This is a genomic window from Corynebacterium sp. ACRPE, from assembly GCF_022347435.1.
Taxonomy (GTDB): domain Bacteria; phylum Actinomycetota; class Actinomycetes; order Mycobacteriales; family Mycobacteriaceae; genus Corynebacterium; species Corynebacterium tuberculostearicum_D.
The window spans coordinates 93,578-109,078 of record NZ_JAKRNA010000005.1 but is presented as its reverse complement, the minus strand read 5'-3'; the positions used below and the strand labels follow the sequence as shown (position 1 = coordinate 109,078).

12 protein-coding genes are annotated in these 15,501 nt (G+C 63.2%); 3 read left to right on the top strand and 9 right to left on the bottom strand.

All coding sequences use genetic code 11. The features are described from left to right. Positions 1 to 9: 9 nt before the first annotated feature. Positions 10 to 414, bottom strand: a complete 405-nt coding sequence (locus tag MHY13_RS04315; RefSeq protein ID WP_239281237.1) for a sterol carrier family protein — start codon at positions 412 to 414, stop codon at positions 10 to 12. A gap of 33 nt (positions 415 to 447) precedes the next feature. Here MHY13_RS04315 and MHY13_RS04310 point away from each other — a divergent pair, with 33 nt between their 5' ends. Both MHY13_RS04310 and MHY13_RS04305 read left to right on the top strand, forming a co-directional pair. Continuing rightward, the gene (locus tag MHY13_RS04310; protein WP_239281227.1) at positions 448 to 1,458 is read left to right on the top strand and encodes an acyl-CoA thioesterase; all 1,011 of its coding nucleotides are present in this window, start codon (positions 448 to 450) and stop codon (positions 1,456 to 1,458) included. Positions 1,459 to 1,594: 136 nt separating this feature from the next. Then, entirely contained in the window at positions 1,595 to 2,749 is a 1,155-nt protein-coding gene (locus MHY13_RS04305) for an asparaginase (protein WP_239281225.1), read from the top strand. Here MHY13_RS04305 and MHY13_RS04300 read toward each other — a convergent pair. From MHY13_RS04300 to purS, 4 genes are all read right to left on the bottom strand, one after another. Beyond that, positions 2,746 to 3,459 carry a hemolysin III family protein gene (locus MHY13_RS04300; protein ID WP_239281331.1) on the bottom strand — a complete coding sequence of 238 codons (714 nt, stop codon included), beginning with the start codon at positions 3,457 to 3,459 and terminating at the stop codon, positions 2,746 to 2,748. The two genes, MHY13_RS04305 and MHY13_RS04300, sit on opposite strands and share 4 nt — an antisense overlap. A 219-nt stretch (positions 3,460 to 3,678) precedes the next feature. Continuing rightward, positions 3,679 to 5,988 carry a phosphoribosylformylglycinamidine synthase subunit PurL gene (gene purL / locus MHY13_RS04295; protein WP_239281223.1) on the bottom strand — a complete coding sequence of 770 codons (2,310 nt, stop codon included), beginning with the start codon at positions 5,986 to 5,988 and terminating at the stop codon, positions 3,679 to 3,681. A gap of 13 nt (positions 5,989 to 6,001) precedes the next feature. After that, on the bottom strand, positions 6,002 to 6,685 hold the full coding sequence (gene purQ / locus MHY13_RS04290) for a phosphoribosylformylglycinamidine synthase subunit PurQ (protein WP_005325791.1): 684 nt from the start codon (positions 6,683 to 6,685) through the stop codon (positions 6,002 to 6,004). Continuing rightward, positions 6,686 to 6,928: a phosphoribosylformylglycinamidine synthase subunit PurS gene (gene purS, locus MHY13_RS04285; protein ID WP_239281221.1), complete on the bottom strand. Its 243-nt coding sequence runs from the start codon at positions 6,926 to 6,928 to the stop codon at positions 6,686 to 6,688. A 232-nt stretch (positions 6,929 to 7,160) separates the two neighbouring features. Between purS and MHY13_RS04280 the strand changes: the two genes are divergently transcribed. Continuing rightward, a complete protein-coding gene (locus tag MHY13_RS04280; protein WP_239281213.1) occupies positions 7,161 to 9,911 on the top strand; it encodes an ExeM/NucH family extracellular endonuclease in 2,751 nt (916 codons plus the stop codon). 185 nt (positions 9,912 to 10,096) lie between these two features. Here the strand turns inward: MHY13_RS04280 and MHY13_RS04275 are convergent, their stop codons facing one another. The 4 genes from MHY13_RS04275 to purB all read right to left on the bottom strand — a co-directional run bounded on the left by MHY13_RS04275 (position 10,097) and on the right by purB (position 15,484). Next, entirely contained in the window at positions 10,097 to 10,780 is a 684-nt protein-coding gene (locus tag MHY13_RS04275) for a DUF2334 domain-containing protein (protein ID WP_005325788.1), read from the bottom strand. A gap of 56 nt (positions 10,781 to 10,836) precedes the next feature. Beyond that, positions 10,837 to 12,960 carry a S9 family peptidase gene (locus MHY13_RS04270; protein WP_204611003.1) on the bottom strand — a complete coding sequence of 708 codons (2,124 nt, stop codon included), beginning with the start codon at positions 12,958 to 12,960 and terminating at the stop codon, positions 10,837 to 10,839. A gap of 39 nt (positions 12,961 to 12,999) precedes the next feature. Then, positions 13,000 to 13,893 carry a phosphoribosylaminoimidazolesuccinocarboxamide synthase gene (locus MHY13_RS04265; protein ID WP_239281211.1) on the bottom strand — a complete coding sequence of 298 codons (894 nt, stop codon included), beginning with the start codon at positions 13,891 to 13,893 and terminating at the stop codon, positions 13,000 to 13,002. A gap of 160 nt (positions 13,894 to 14,053) precedes the next feature. Continuing rightward, the gene (gene purB, locus MHY13_RS04260; protein ID WP_005325782.1) at positions 14,054 to 15,484 is read right to left on the bottom strand and encodes an adenylosuccinate lyase; all 1,431 of its coding nucleotides are present in this window, start codon (positions 15,482 to 15,484) and stop codon (positions 14,054 to 14,056) included. Between the last annotated feature and the right edge of the window lie 17 nt (positions 15,485 to 15,501).

Here is a 15,501-nt window from a genome sequence, read left to right as displayed (position 1 = left end):
GCGTTTATATTAGCCTGTCGCGCCGCCGGAAACTAACGGAATAAGCGGCAACCACTGCGCAATTTCGCCCGCGCGGGAGCCGGAAGCATCGACGCGACCAGTGCTTACGGCCTCTTCCCAGTCCGCCAATCCGGTGGCGAGGCGCAGCCAGGTTTCCGGGTCGGTCTCCACCACATTGGGTGGGGTGCCGCGGGTATGGCGGGGTCCTTCAATGCATTGCACCGCAACAAATGGGGGTACGCGCAGCTCCACGGAATGGCCCGGCGCGTCGGCCTCGAGGGTGCGGGCGGTGCGGCGGACGGCGTCGGCAAGCAGGGCCCTACCAGGCTTATCGTGCTCCGCCGGGGCGGCAATCCAGTCTTTGATGGCCATGATGGCCGCGCGGGTGGCTGCGGGATCGACGGGCTTTTTCATAGCTACATCATAGCTACTGTTATCTTGTTGTTTATGTCACCTACGCCTTCCGTTGCGGAAAATCAGAAATCGCCGGCGCTGACGCTGCGCTTTATGGCATCGCCAACCGACGTCACCATGGCCGGCGCCACCGGCATTAGCGGTGGCCGCGTCCTGGAATGGATTGACAAGGCGGCCTATGCCTGCGCCGTACAGTGGTCCGGCCAGTACTGCGTGACCGCTTACGTAGGCCATATTCACTTCACCCGGCCGATCCCTTCCGGGCACATCGTGGAGGTGCGCTCCCGCATCGCTATGACCGGCCGTTCCTCCATGCACATCGTCAACGAAGTGCTCTCTGCCGACCCGCGCGAAGGCATTTTTACCCGCGCCTGCGATTGCCTGGTCATCTTCGTAGCCAAGGACCCTGCCACCGGCAAGTCCACCCCGGTGCCGCCTTTCGTTCCGGAGACCGACGAGCAGCGCCGCGTCGAGGAGGCCGCCAAGTCCCGCATTGAGCTGCGCCAGGCCATCGAGGCGGAGATGGAAAAGCAAACCTACAACGGGCCTTCCGACGCCCCGCGCATGGTCAACCGCTTCCTGGCCAAGCCCACCGACGTCAACTGGGGCGGCAAGGTCCACGGCGGCACCGCCATGCAGTGGATCGACGAGGCCGGCGCAGCTTGCACCATGGAGTGGTCCGCGGAGCGCACCGTTGCGGTGTACGCCGGCGGCATCCGCTTCTACCGCCCGATTTCCATCGGTGACCTCATCGAGGTCGACGCGCGCATGATGCGCACCGATACCCGCTCCATGCAGATGTCCATCCACGTCCGCTCCGGCAACCCTCGCGGCGGCCGCGAACACTTACAAACCGCCATCCATGCCACCGTGGCCTATATCGCCCTCGATCACGATGGACAGCCGCAGGTGGCCCGCCCCTTCCACCCGCACACCGAGGAAGACAAGCGCCTAGCCGAGCACGCCACTCTCCTGCGCGGGCTGCGCGCCAAGTACTCGCCAAAGCCGCTAGTGGTGGCGCCGTCGAATCAGCACATCGGCTAGCTGCTCTCCCCTCGTTTCGGTGTTAGCAAGTCCATAGTGGCAGCGGACGTCCCGCGCTTCTACTTTAGATGGACGTATACGCGGCCGACGATTCCCGCCGCCCGCTTTCGCCTCCCACACACAGAAACGAGGGAATATGCACACCTCAACAATGCGCCGCTCGGCCCGTGCCGGCCTTGCTCTAGTCGCTTCTGCTTGCCTCCTGGCTTCCTGCCAGAATCCGGATAGCCGCCCAAAGGAGGAGACTTCGGCCGCGGCACCCGAGTCTTCCGCACCACACAGCGCCACCAGCGCCGCACCCGCAGAGACCACCGAGGCCTCCACAGCGGAAAGCGAGAGTCCACGCGCCACTGCCGAGGGCCACGTGGTGGTCCTTTCCACCGGCGGCACTATTGCCAGCACGCACGACAAAACTGGTGCGGTGGTTCCCACCGTTACCGGCTCCAAGCTGGTGGATCCCCTCTCCGGCACCTTTGACAAGGACAAGCTCACGCTAGAGGTCAAAGACATTGCTAAGTTGGATTCTTCCGCGATGACCTTGGACGATACCGATACCATCATCGAGGCCGTAAATAAGGAACTACAGCATGATGATGTCGATGGCGTAGTGGTCACCCACGGCACCGATTCCATGGAAGAGACCGCCATCGCCGTCGATACCTTCCAGGACAGCGATAAGCCGGTGGCCCTTACCGGAGCGATGCGCCCCTTTGATGACCCGGATCCGGATGGTCCGGACAACTTGGCGCTCGCGGTCAAGACCGTAACCGACCCTTCCAACAAGGGCCGCGGTACCTTCATTGCCTTTGCGGACCACGTCATCCCCGCCCGCGGCGCTTTTAAGTCCGATACGACCAAGGCCGATGGCTTTGCCAATAACAATGGCAAGAAGCAGCCTCAGCGTCCGAAGTCCCTGAAGCATCAGCCGCTGGGCAATACCCGCGTCGATATCATCGCCGCCTACCCCGGCGCGCCGGCTGACCTTATCCAGCGCTCCTTGGACAGCGGCGCCGAAGGCATCGTGATTGAGGGAATGGGCGCTGGCAATATCGGCGATGAGCTAGCCCAGGCTGCTAAGGCCGCAGCCAAGAAGGTTCCGGTCGTGCTCACCACCCGCGTGGATCACGGCCCAGTGGAGGGCATCTACGGCGGTGCCGGTGGCGGTGCCACGCTTGCCGACGCCGGCGTTATCTCCTCCGGCACCCTGCGCGCTCCCCAAGCACGCATGCTGCTAGCCGCTGCGATCAGCACTGACACCGATCCCGCGGAGCTCTTCCCCGACGCCGACTAAGCAGCCCCCTGAACCACGACCATCCACACCGCGACAAGGTGCACCACCGCCGCCGCAATCGTCGCGGTGTGAAAGTGCTCGTGATAGCCGTAGTAGCGCGCGTTGCGCCCTGGCCACTTAAAGCCATAGACCAGCGCACCGAGCGAATAAACCACACCGCCGGCAATGAGCAGCCAGACGACAGCCGCGCCGGCTTGCGTCCACAGCGTGGGCAAAAGCGGCAGCACCAGCCAGCCCAGCGTTAGGTAGACCACCACGTCCAACCAGCGCGGATGGTTGATCCACACCAGGTTCAAAATCACGCCGAGAATCGCTCCTACCCACGCAACACCTAGCATCCATGCCGCCTGTACCGGCGATAACACGATGAGGCACAGCGGCGTATACGTCGCCGCAATAAACACCGAGATGGTCGCGTGGTCCGCCCGCCGCCACCACTGCACCGCACGCGCGCTCGCCCACGGGTAGCGGTGATAGAGCGCCGAGACGCCAAAGAGACCCACCAGTCCCACGCCGTAGACGGTCACACCTAGCCCCTGCCACCACTGCAGCGTCATCCACGCATAGGTAATGAGCACGGTGGAGGCAATCACCGACAGCAATGCTGCAATCGCATGTCCCCAGCCACGGCTTAGCGGCCTGGGACCGCGGTCCGCCATCCAGTACGTGCGCTGGACAAGGCCCGGCCCCGGCGCGCTATCTGCATGCATCTGTGCCACGGCGGCGCGTCCCTTCTGCTACCTCACAACGGATACTTACGATACCGTAAGTGTACGGGCGCAGACGATCGCCTTTCAAGGACCTTCTACATAGCTCTCGACGAATACTGCGGTTGCACCGGTAGTTTAATGGAGCAAAACAAGAAAAGCCCAGCTTTGGCTGGACTTTTCGCGTGGCCGCGTCGTAGAGCTGCGGGACTGCGAAGCGGCTTACTCCACTACGGAGTTAGCACCCACTGCGTGGTCGAAGAGGTCCGGCAAGGTGGCGGACCAGGCGGCGACCAGCTGGGAGATGGCGACGGACTCGCCACCGAGGGTGAGGGCGCCGGTTTCGGTGGTCTCACCAACGATGGCGGCTGGGATGCCCAGCTCGCCGGCGCGGGCGAGAACCTGATCGGCACGGTCGGCGGTGGTGGCCACGAGCACGCGGGAGGCGGACTCGGAGAAGGCGGCGACGAACTCGTCCTCGTGGACCGCGGTGAGGTCCAGGTTGAGGCCGAGGCCGGCGCCGTCGGCAGTAGCACCGGCGCGCTTTGCCATCTCAAAGGCGGTGACGGCAAGGCCGCCCTCGGAGATATCGTGTGCGGCGGTGAGCAGCTCATTGCCGTGGAAGAACTCGGCCAAGCGCTTCTCGTTGGCCATGTCTACCTGCGGCGGCAGACCATTGAGGGAGGAAGCATCGGAGGTATCGGCGCTGACCTGCTGCCAGATGGAGCCGCCGAACTCATCCTTGGTCTCACCCAGGGCGATGAGCACTTCCTTCTCGCCCACGGTGCCGAGCTCGTTGCCGATGGCCTTGTGCACGTCATCGATAACGCCCAGCACGCCCACCACTGGGGTAGGCAGGATCGGCTCTTCGCCGGTCTGGTTGTAGAAGGAGACGTTGCCGCCGGAGACGGGGATGGAAAGCTCCACGGCGGCGTCGGCAAGCCCATGCACAGACTCGCGGAACTGCCACATAACGTCGGGGTTTTCCGGGGAGCCGTAGTTCAGGCAGTTGGTAATCGCAACGGGCTTGGCACCGGTGACGGCGACGTTGCGGTAGGCCTCCGCCAGCGCAAGGCGGGCGCCCATGTTCGGATCCAGCTTGGTGTAGCGGCCGGACGCATCGGCGGAGACGGCCACGCCGCGGCCGGTCTCCTCATCGATGCGCAGCACGCCGGCGTCCGCATGGTGGGACTGGACGGTATTGCCGCGCACGTAGCGGTCATACTGATTCATGATGAAATCGCGCGAGCACAGCGCCGGGGAGGACACGAGCTTCTGCAGGGCCTCAACCAGGCCGCGCTTGTCGGTGCCTTGGTACTTCTGCAGCTCGTCCTGCCACTCCGGGCGGGCATACGGGCGGTCATATTCCGGAGCCTCGTCCGCAATGGTGCCGGCCGGGGCATCCACGACGACCTCGCCCTGGTGGCGGATGACCAGGTGGTTGCCCTCGGTGACCTCGCCGATCTCGGCGCAGGTGACGTCCCAGTGCTCGCAGATGTCGCGGAACTTCGCCACGTTCTCCGGAGCCACAACGGCGCACATGCGCTCCTGGGATTCGGAGGCGAGGATCTCGGCCGCGGTCATATTCTGCGCGCGCAGCGGCACGTTATCCAGGTTGACCTCCATGCCGCCATCGCCGGAGGCAGCCAGCTCGGAGGTAGCGCAGGCCAGGCCCGCGCCGCCCAAGTCCTGGATGCCTACGACCACGCCAGCGTGGTAGAGGTCCAGGCAGCACTCGATGAGGACCTTCTCCGCGAAGGGGTCGCCCACCTGCACGGCCGGCAGCTTGCGCTCGGCGCCGTCCTCGAAGGTATCGGAGGCCAGCACGGACACGCCGCCGATGCCATCCAGACCGGTGCGGGAGCCGAAGAGCATGACCTTGTTGCCCTTGCCGGATGCAAAGGCCAGCTTCAGGTCATCGACCTTGAGGGTGCCCACGCACAGCGCGTTGACCAGAGGGTTACCGGCATAGGTCTCATCAAAGACGGTTTCGCCACCAATATTGGGCAGGCCCAGGGAGTTGCCGTAGCCACCCACACCGGAGACCACGCCGGGCAGGACGCGCTTGGTATCGGGGGCGTCGGCAGGGCCAAAGCGCAGCTGGTCCATCACGGCGATTGGGCGAGCGCCCATGGCCATAATGTCGCGGACGATGCCGCCCACGCCGGTGGCCGCACCCTGGTAAGGCTCCACGTAGGAGGGGTGGTTGTGGGACTCCACGCGGAAGGTCACCGCGTTGCCGTCTCCGATATCCACCACGCCGGCGTTTTCACCAATGCCGGCAAGGATCTTCTCCCCCATCTCCTCGGTCATGGTCTCGCCAAAATAACGCAGGTGCGTCTTGGAAGACTTATAGGAGCAGTGCTCGGACCACATGACGGAGTACATGGTCAGCTCCGCATCGGTGGGGCGGCGGCCCAGGATGTCATGGATGCGCTGGTACTCGTCGTCCTTCAGGCCGAGTTCCGCGTAGGGCTGCTGCTCGTCCGGGGTGGACTGTGCCTTTTCTACGGTGTCATTATGAACGGTCATGAAAATGGCCTCCTTAAACCGCCGGCGCCTGGGCGACGGCCTTGATGGCGGATACGAAAAGTCCCAGTCCGTCGGTGGATGGGCCGGTTAGCGTGTCAATGGCGTGCTCGGGGTGCGGCATGAGGCCCACGATGCGGCCGGACTCATCGCTGACACCGGCAATGCCGTTGACAGAACCGTTGTAATTATCGGTATAGCGGAAGACCACACGGCCCTCGCCCTCGATGCGGGCAATATCATCATCGCCGGCCTGGAAGCGGCCCTCACCGTGCTTGGCAGGCACCAGAATCTTCTGGCCCTGCTCAAACTCGCTGGTCCACGCGGTGGTGGAATTGGCCACCTCGAGGTAGGTATCGGTGCAGTGGAAGTGCAGGCCCTTATTGCGGGTCAGCGCGCCTGGCAGCAGGCCCGCCTCGGTCAAGATCTGGAAGCCATTGCAGATGCCGAGCACCGGCATGCCCTGCTTCGCACGATCGATAACGGACTGCATCACCGGCGCGAGCGCGGAAATCGCGCCCGAGCGCAGGTAGTCACCATAAGAAAAACCGCCCGGCACTACTACCGCATCCACGCCGTGCAGATCGGTATCTGCGTGCCAGAGGCTTTTCACCTCTGCGCCGGCGGTGCGGGCAGCGCGAGCGGCATCCACATCATCCAGGGTTCCGGGGAAAGTGATTACTCCGATTGTGGCGGTCACTTACTTGACCTCCAGCCCAATAACCTCGTAGTCCTCGATGACGGTATTGGCCAGCAGCGTGGCAGCTACCTTCTCCAAGTCCTCTGCGGTGACGGAGTCATCGACCTCGAGCTCGAAGCGCTTTCCCTGGCGCACATCGCTGACACCGGATACCCCGATGCGATCCAGCGCGCGGACGACGGCTTGGCCCTGCGGATCCAGAATCTCCGCCTTGGGCATGACATTGACAACTACACGAGCCATGAAATATTTGCCTTACTGTATGGGGCTTTGGTCTGCGCGGCTTAGTTTAGTTGGCACCCCCGCCTTTTACCTAGACTCACCCCCGCAGTGTGGGTTTCACCCCGGTTGGGCAAACTCTACGTGAACCCCAAACGACGCTCTGGCAAACTTCGGCGTGCGCTCCAGCCTGGCCCGGCGCGGTGCTCTACTAATAGACGACGCACACTGTCGCTCTCTTTTTAAGGTTGAATCTATGTCTTCTCGCCGCCTCGGCGCGCTGGCACTTGCCACCGCCTTGTCTTCTGCCGCCCTTGCCGTTCCTACCGCCACGGCCGCCGCTGATGGCTCCGCTGCCGTCATCTCCGAAGTCTACGGAGGAGGCGGCAATAAGGGCGCTGCCTTCACCCATGACTTCATCGAGCTCTATAACCCCACCGATGTCCCGATTGACCTGACCGGCTACACCGTGGAGTACTTCTCCGCCTCCGGCAATACCGGCGGCAAGGTGGAGCTTTCCGGGACCATCGCCCCGCACGGCTACTTCCTGGTGCAGGGCGCGGCCGGCAATGGCGCGGGCGAGGCCCTGCCTGCCCCAGATGCCGAGGGCAGCCTCAACATGTCCGGCTCCAAGGGCTCCGTGCAGCTTGCCGACGCCACCGGTAACCCCACCGACGCCATCGGCTACGGCGCCGCCTCCATCAAGGAAGGCACCGCCGCCGCGGGCCTGTCCAATGCCAAGTCCGCCTCCCGCGACGCCGAGGGCGCCGATACCGATGACAACGCCGCCGACTTCACTATCGGCGAACCCACCCCAACCAACACCGGTAACGAGGCCCCTGCCCCGCAGCCTGAGAATCCGGCCGAACCCGAGCAGCCTGCCCCCGAGGGAATCACCGCCATCGCGGATATCCAGGGCACCGGCGCCGAATCCCCGCTCAAGGGCCAGACCGTTGCCACCGAGGGCGTCGTCACCGGCGTGTGGACCGAAGGCGGACTCAATGGCTTTACCATACAGACTGGTGGCACCGGCACCGAGACCACCGATGCTTCCCAGGCGATCTTTGTCTACATGGGCGATAAGCCGGCCGACCAGTACCCGGCCCTCGAGGATTCCGTCGAGGTCACCGGCAAAGTCTCCGAGTTCTATGGCTCCACCCAGCTCACCGCCTCCGCGGTCACGCAACTCGATACCCCGCTGGAGAAGGTCACCCCACTCAAGGTGGACCAGCTTCCCGATGGCAACGAGGCCCGCGAGCCCTTCGAGCACATGCTCATCCAGCCCGGCGAGCACACCGTAACCAATAACTACTCGCTCAACCAGTACGGCGAGGTCGGCCTCGCCCCGGGCAAGGAAGCCCTCCGTCAGCCTTCCGATATCTTCTCCCCCTCCACGGATCCCAACTCCGATATTCAGAGGCTGACCAAGGACAACGCCGATAAGCTGGTCACCTTGGACGATGGCCGCACCCGCGACTATCTCAAGACCGACCAGAATACCCCGCTGCCCTATATCGCCCAGGATGATGCCCAGACCATCAAGTCCCTGCGCACCACCGATACCGTGTCCTTCCAGCACCCCGTCATCGTGGGCTTCTCCCACGACCAGTGGCGCTTCCAGCCCACCACCCCGGTCACCGGCAATACCAAGGGCGCGGACCTGCCCATCTCTTGGGAGGATTCCCGCGCGGCCGAGCTCCACGCCATCGATGACGTCAAGGGCGAGTACACCATCGGCGCCTTCAATGTGCTGAACTACTTCACCTCCTTGGGCGAGGAATTCGGCGGCAGCGCCTACACCGACCGCGAGGGCAATAAGGTCACCGTCAACCGCGGTAAGACCCGCGGCGCCTATACCCAATCCGCGCTGGAAGACCAGGAGCGCAAGATCGTCGCCGCCATCAACGGCCTCGATGCCGACGTCATCGGCCTTTCCGAAATCGAAGATGGCTACGCCGTCACCGGTGACTTCGCCCAGCGCGATAAGGCACTCAAGCACCTGACGGAAAAGCTCAACGAGGCCGCAGGCTCCGACAAGTGGGGCTTTGTCCCCTCGCCTTCCCAGGACGCCGTACCGGACTCCCCGGATGTTATCCGCACCGCGTTCATCTACCACAAGGATGTGGTCAAGCCCGTCGGCGAATCCCGCATCTTCCAGGATGATCGCTTCACCGGCACCGCCCGCGAACCGCTCGCCCAGGAATTCCAGCCGCTAAAGGAGGGCGAGGAATCCTTCGTTGCCGTGGCCAACCACTTCAAGTCCAAGGGCTCGGTGGCCAAGGGCGACGCCGATTCCGGCGACGGCCAGGGCAATAACCCGAACGTCCGCAACGCACAGGCGCAGGCCGTGCTCGATGCGCTGAAGAAGCAGGAAGACTGGAAGGACAAGCCGCTATTCGCCCTGGGTGACTTCAATACCTACACCCACGAGACGGCGCTCGACGTTTTCCGCAACGATGGCTTCACCGTCCCTGCCGAAAAGCACGAGGCTGACCCCTCCTACCAGTTCTCCGGCCTGCTTGGCACCCTCGACCACGTGCTGGCCAACAAGGTTGCCACCGGCACGCTTGACGACGCCCAAGTGTGGAACATCAACGCCGACGAACCCGTCGCCTTCGAATACTCCCGCCGCAACTACAACATCGTGGACTTCTACGATGACTCCCCATTCCGCGCCTCCGACCACGACCCGGTCAAGGTCGGCTTCACCCTCGGCGAGGACGACTCCGCCGGCCAGCCAGACGATCCTTCCGATGAGCCAGGTGAGCCGGAGGACAAGCCCTCCGAGAATCCTTCTGAGAAGCCGGATAAGCCTGCCTCCGGCTCTAGCTCCAGCACCAGCTCCGTCGGCGCAGGCATCGCCGCTGCCATCGCGGCCATCGCCGGCCTCGTCGCCATCCCTGGTTTCCTCGCCGTGACCGGCAACCTCCACAAGGCCATCCCGGCCCCCATCTGGGTCATGCTGCCAAAGGAAGTGAAGAACTTCATCACTAGCCTGCAGCGTTAATCACCCATTAGCCCTAGCCCCGCAGCTTCGGAGGAAGACTCCCTAGCGGCGGGGCCTTTTGTCATTTCACGACTTTCGTCCATATAAACCACCACAACCGTGGACGGAAATGGGCGTTTATATGGACGAAAATCGCGAAGCTGTGCTTATTGCTCCGCGGAGCCTCTGGCGAGGGAATGCGCGGGCTACTTTGGAAGATAAGCGCCGTAATCGGCAGGGGTCGCGCCGGCGTTGATGGCCCGGTCGGCGGCTTTGACGAAGTCATTGATTACTTTGCGGTCATCCAGGTTGCGGCCGGAAACCGAAAGACGGACGGTGTTGCCGCGTTGAGCAGAGCGCTCAGCAGCGCGAATAATGTTCTTGCGCCACCACTTGGCGGAACCAAAGCCTTCGCCAAAAGAAAGGTTGCGGGCCTGGTGGAACTTACCGGAATTAATCTGGAGGATGCCGCGGGTGGAGGCGGCTACCTCAAACTTGAACTGCGGCAAGACCTGCAAGGTACCGGGCGACATACGCCAGCGAGGGGGAGCGAAGATGGTGGGCTCGAAGCCGATCTTGGCCATCTGGCGGGTGGCTCCGGCAAGGCGCAGCTTCGCCTCGTGAGAATCGAGGTTGGCGAATTCCGCGCGGCGGCCCTGCACCGAGCGATCGAAACCATTCAGGATAAGAACGCGGCCGGCATCGGCTTGGTCTTGGAGCCACTTTTTGGTGTCTTTGTCTTTGGCGAGGTGCCAGTTGCCGTCGATATGCGGGGCAATCAGCAGGGAAACAGGAATCTCCTCTCGATCAAGGATCGAGAGGAGCCGGCTAGCCTGCTTCCGTGTGTCATCAAAGATGCTGGAGATAGATACCAGAAGGTGGCCATTCATAAGGAAAATTATCGCACAGGAATTCAGGATTCGCGCGTTGGCCCCCTATCCGGGTTTTACTTCTCCAAGCCAGTGGCCTTGTTGATGGTCCACGCGTACTCGAAGGCATTCTGGCGCCACTTTTCATAGCGCCCGGACACGCCGCCATGGCCTGCGGCCATTTCGGTCTTGAGCAAGAACTCGCCGCCGGTGGCCGTCGTTCGCAGCTGGGCGATCCACTTGGCCGGCTCAACGTAGAGTACGCGAGTGTCATTGAGCGAGGTGATAGCCAGAATGTCCGGGTAGTCCTTAGCCTCGATATTTTCATACGGCGAGTAGGACTTCATGTAGTCATAGACCTCTGGATCGTGGTACGGGTCGCCCCACTCTTCCCATTCAGGGACCGTGAGTGGCAGCTCCGGCATGAGGATGGAGGTCAGCGGATCCACGAACGGCACGACGGCCTGGATGGCGGTGAAGCGATCCGGGGCCATATTGGCAATCGCGCCCATGAGCATGCCGCCGGCAGAGCCGCCCTCGGCCACCATCTGATCCGCGGTGGTCACGCCGCGGGCGATGAGGTCATCGGCGACATCGATGAAATCGGTGAAGGTGTTCTTCTTCTTGAGCATCTTGCCGTCGTCGTACCAGGTGCGGCCCATCTCGCCGCCACCGCGGACATGGGCCACGGCGAAGATCATGCCGCGATCCATGAGGGACAGGCGGGTAACGGAGAAAGCCGGATCCACGCTGACCTCATAGGAACCGTAGCCGTAGAGCAGGGTCGGATTCGGCTGGGTGCGGTCGAGATCCGCGCGGTGGACAATGGAGACGGGGATTTCGGTGCCGTCGGCAGCCGTGGTCCACAGGCGGTAGGCCACGTAGTCATCCGGGTTATAACCGCCGGGAACCTCCTGCTCCTTGAGCAGGGTAAATTCGCCGGTATCCACGCGGTAATCAAAGAGCTGGGAGGGCTGGGTGAAAGACACGTAGCTCACGCGCAGCACCGGTGCGTCCCACTCGGGGTTACCGGATACAGACACGGTGAAGAGTTCTTCGTCGAAGTTGAGCTCTTCGAATTCGCTAAAGCCGTCGTTCACACGCATGATGGCGGCGCGGCCGATGCCGCCGCGGCGGTAGCCCACCACAATCTGATCGCGGTAGGTGTCCACGCCCTCGATGCGGGTGGTTTCCTCGTGCGGCAGAAGCGTCGGCAGCTCGCGTAGGGCGGGCAGCTCATCCTTGGCCTTGGTATAGCCGACCTCGAAATTGGGGCCGGTGGCGTTGTGGGTGACGATCCAGTAATCCTCGCCCTTAACGACGGCGTGGTCGACGTCGTAGTCCACGCCGGATTCGCGCTCCCACAGCAGGCGGAATTCACCCTCGGGGTTGTCTTCTTCGAGGACCCACACCTCAGAGGTCACCTTGGAGCTCACGCCAAGGAAGAGGTATTTATCGGAGCGAGCGCTGCCGATGCCGACGTTGAAGTGTTCGTCTTCTTCCTTGAACACCTGCACGTCTTCGGACTGCGCGGTGCCGACCTTGTGGCGCCAGATGGCGTCAGGGCGCCATGCCTCGTCGACGGTCGTGTAAAAGATATAGCCGTCGCCGGCCCAGGTGGCGCCGTAGAAGATGCCCTTGAGGTGGTCGTCGAGAAGCGCGCCGCTTTCCAAGTCCTTGATGTAGAGCTCGAAGCGCTCGTCGCCGGCGAAGTCCACGGAATAGGCCAGGTAGCGGCCGGAATCAGAGATGGAGGCGGCGCCGAGGGCGAAAAAGTCCTTGCCCTCCGCCAGCGCGTTGGCGTCGAGGATAATCTCCTCACCTGCCGGGGTGCCTTCCTCTGGGATAACCGGGGCAGTCCATGGGTCAGCCCCCTCCTCTACTGGGAGGCGGCAGGAGTAGCCGTAGCTCTTGCCCTCCTCGGTGCGGCCGTAATACCAGTAATCGCCGCGGCGAGAAGGCACGGACATATCGGTTTGCTTGATGCGGGACTTAATCTCCTGGAAGATATTTTCCGTCATCTCATCCAAGTGCGCGGTCTTCGCCTTGGTGTAATCATTTTCTGCGTTGAGGTAATCCAGGGTTTCCTGGGATTCCTTATCGCGCAGCCACTCGTAGTTATCCACGAACTCGCGTCCGTGGAAGGAACGGGTCACGGGGTGGACGGCGGCCACGGGGGCGGAAAGATTCTCGTTGCTCATGCCGCCCCACTGTACGCGTGGCGCCCCGTAGAGCGAGAGCTAGGCCTCGGGCGAGAGGAAGTCCGCAGAGCGCTCGCCGGAAAGCCGCTCATAGGCCTCGATGTAGCGCAGGCGGGTAGCGGAAACGACGTCGTCGGGAAGCTGGGGCGGGGTGCCGTCGGCGGCTTGGTCCCACCCGGAGGCGTCGGAAGTCAGCCAATTGCGCACGTATTGCTTGTCGAAGGACGGCTGGACCTCGCCCTCCACGTAGGAATCGGCCGGCCAGTAGCGGGAGGAATCTGGGGTAAGGACCTCATCGGCCAGCACGAGGGTGCCGTCTTGGTCTAGGCCGAACTCGAACTTGGTATCGGCGAGGATAATGCCCTTCTCCTCCGCGAGCGCGGCGGCCTCGGAGTAAATGCGGAGGGTGGCCGCGCGCAGCTCTTCGGCGCGCTCTGCGCCCAGCTTGTCCACCACGTAGTCGAAGGAGACGTTCTCATCGTGCTCGCCTTGTTCCGCCTTGGTAGCCGGGGTGAAGATGGGCTCGGGCAGGCGGGAAGCCTCAACCAGGCCCTCCGGCAGCTCGATACCGCACACGGTGCCGTTGGCCTTGTACTCCTTCAGACCGGAACCGGTGAGGAAGCCGCGGGCCACGCACTCGAAGGGCAGCATATCCAGTTTCTTGACCACCATCGCGCGGCCGAGGCACTCGGCGGGGATGCGCTCATCATCGAGCGGGCCGGCCAGGTGGTTGGGGAAATCGATGGAGTCGAAGAAGAACTTCGAGGTTGCGGTCAGCACGCGGCCCTTGTCCGGGATGGCCGGTTCGAGGGCGTGATCGTAGGCCGAGATGCGGTCCGAAACCACCATCAACAGGGTGTTCTCGTCTACATCGTAGATATCGCGGACCTTGCCGGAGGCAAGATGGTTATAAGAAGAAAGCTCAGGTCGCATGACCTTTATTCTAGCGCCCAGGGGTAGCGAGCACGTTTCGATCAAATAAGCCCCGAAATCCGCGTGGGATTCGGGGACTATTTGATCGAAATGCGAAAAGTGGGGCGCACCGCGACAGGCAGGGCGCACCGCGACAGGAAGGCGCCCGGTGCGGTTCGAATTAAAGGATCTCGCCCGGGGTATAGGCCGCGGCCTTGGGGTGCTCGCCTACCAATGCGTTGATGCGGTTGAGCACCTGGCTGACCTGGGACTCGGCGGCGCCGATGAAGGCATGCTTATCGGCTAGGGCGGCCTCGAGGTCGGACTCGTCCATGGGCAGGCGGTCATCGGCAGCAAGGCGCTGGACCAGGTCCTGCTCGCCGCCGTTTTCGCGCATATTGAGCGCGACGGCCACGGCGTTTTCCTTGATGACCTCGTGGGCGGTCTCGCGGCCCACGCCGGCGCGCACGGCCGCCATGAGGATGCGGGTGGTGGCCAGGAAGGGCAGGTAGCGCTCCAGCTCGCGGTCGATCATGGCCGGGAAGGCACCGAACTCGTCGAGGACGGTGAGGAAGGTTTCGAATTGGCCGTCGAGGGCAAAGAAGGCGTCGGGAAGCGCGACGCGGCGGACGACGGAGCAGAAAACATCGCCCTCGTTCCACTGCTGGCCAGCGAGGTCTGCGGCCATGGTGAGGTAGCCGCGGAGGATGACCTGCAGGCCGCCGACGCGCTCGCAGGAACGGGCGTTCATCTTGTGCGGCATGGCGGAGGAGCCGACCTGGCCTTCCTTGAAGCCCTCGGTGACCGTCTCGTTGCCGGCCATCAAGCGGATGGTGGTAGCCAGCGAGGACGGGGCGGCGCCGAGCTCCACCAGGGCGGAGATGGCGTCGAAGTCGAGGGAGCGCGGGTAGACCTGGCCCACAGAGTTGAAGATGCGGTGGAAGCCCAGGTAATCCGCGATGGCCGTCTCCAGGGAGGCGAGCTTGTCCTCGGAGCCACCCATGAGATCGAGCATGTCTTGGGAGGTGCCCATCGGGCCCTTGATGCCGCGCAGCGGGTAGCGTGCCAAAAGATCTTCGACGCGCTCAATGGCCAGCAGCATCTCGTCGCCGGCCGTTGCGAAGCGCTTGCCCAGGGTGGTGGCCTGCGCAGCCACGTTGTGGGAGCGGCCCGCCATGACCAGGGACTGGTACTCGGCGGCGTGGCGGCCGATGCGGGAGACCACTGCGATGGCCTTATCGCGGATGATCTCCAGCGAGGTGTGGATCTGCAGCTGCTCCACGTTCTCGGTGAGATCGCGGCTGGTCATGCCCTTGTGAATGTGCTCGTAGCCGGCCAGCGCATTGAATTCTTCGATGCGGGCCTTCACATCGTGGCGGGTGACGCGCTCGCGCTCCGCGATGGACTCAAGGTTCACGTCCTCTACCACGGCCTCGTAGGCATCGATGGCCTTGGCGGGGATGTCTACGCCCAGATCCTTCTGGGCGCGCATGACCGCAATCCAGAGCTTGCGCTCCAAGATGATTTTATGCTCCGGGCTCCAGATATTGGACAGCTCCGCGGAGGCATAGCGGGAGGACAGGACGTTGGAAATCTTCTTCTTTTCAGCCACGTGGCTATTATTCCATG